Genomic DNA, 1,129 nt, shown 5'->3' with positions numbered 1-1,129 from the left:
GTGAAAGCGGCGACCATCGCGATCGTATTGATCGCGCGGTCGCTGTTCCTGCCGCCGAGCCAAGTCGGCCTGATCGCTCTGGTGGTCGCGGCCTGGTACGCATTCGAAGTTTATCGCAGCCACCGCAGCGTGTCGCCGCTCGCAACGGCCGCCATCGAGTCCAAACCGGAGGCTCGCGTCTACACCTCCGCAACGTCACGCGCCGAAGCCAAGATCAACTAACGGCACCGGCTTACCCTGCCGGTCAGATTCGAAGCGGCGGCAGAGGGAACTCTGCCGCCGCTTGCATCTGAGGCGCGGCCGATTACGATCCAGAGCGCATCACGGCGCATTCCGTCTATTTTTTAAGCAATAATCTGCTCGTTGTATGCAACACGCTTCGTCCGTTTTGTGCCGGCGAGGAGACCAATCCATAAACCCTCATTACATCAAACTGTTATCCGGAGTCCGCCGGTTGCCCTGAATTGGCACGAAGATTGCGACGCAGTTCCAGACACCGAACCCGTGCCCTGGAGCTCTGTTCATGAAGCGTCGCGACTTCCTCAAATCCGCCACTGCACTCGCCGCAGGCGCCATGGTGCCTGCCCCGGCGATCTGGTCTCCCGCCAAAGCAGATGCCCGGTCCGAGACCCTGCTGGTGGTCTCCGAAAACGGCCCGAACAATCTCGATATCATGGGTGTCGGCACCAACGTGCCGGGCTACGAGGTGTCGTGGAACTGCTACGACCGCTTGATCACCCACGAAATGAAGGAAGGCCCGGGTGGCGTTCCCTATTACGACAAGGACAAATTCAAAGGTGAACTCGCCGAAGACATGAACATCGGCGACATGTCGGCAACCTTCAAGCTGAAGAAGAACGCGACCTTCCAGGACGGCACACCGGTGACCGCCAAGGACGTGAAGTGGTCGCTCGATCGCGCCGTCAGCGTCGGCGGCTTCCCGACCTTCCAGATGAGCGCCGGCTCGCTGACGAAGCCCGAGCAGTTCGTCGTCGTCGACAACCACACCGTGCGTGTCGACTTCCTCAAGAAGGACCGGCTGACCATCCCCGATCTCGCAGTGGTCGTGCCATGCATCGTCAATTCCGAATTGGTGAAGAAGAACGCCACCGAGAAGGATCCGGGGCCT

The 1,129-nt window shown here is 60.2% G+C and carries 1 protein-coding gene and 1 pseudogene; both read left to right on the top strand.

The features are described 5' to 3' along the window. Positions 1 to 222 (top strand): annotated as a pseudogene (locus I5M_RS10465) (hypothetical protein); the annotation flags it as partial. A 301-nt stretch (positions 223 to 523) separates the two neighbouring features. Then, on the top strand, positions 524 to 1,129 hold a 606-nt coding region (locus I5M_RS10460), incomplete at its 3' end, for an ABC transporter substrate-binding protein (protein WP_022721360.1).

The organism is Rhodopseudomonas sp. B29 (assembly GCF_000333455.1).
In the GTDB taxonomy this organism is placed as follows: Bacteria; Pseudomonadota; Alphaproteobacteria; order Rhizobiales; family Xanthobacteraceae; genus Rhodopseudomonas.
Note: the sequence above shows the minus strand (reverse complement) of the source record. Positions and strands in the feature narration are given on the sequence as shown.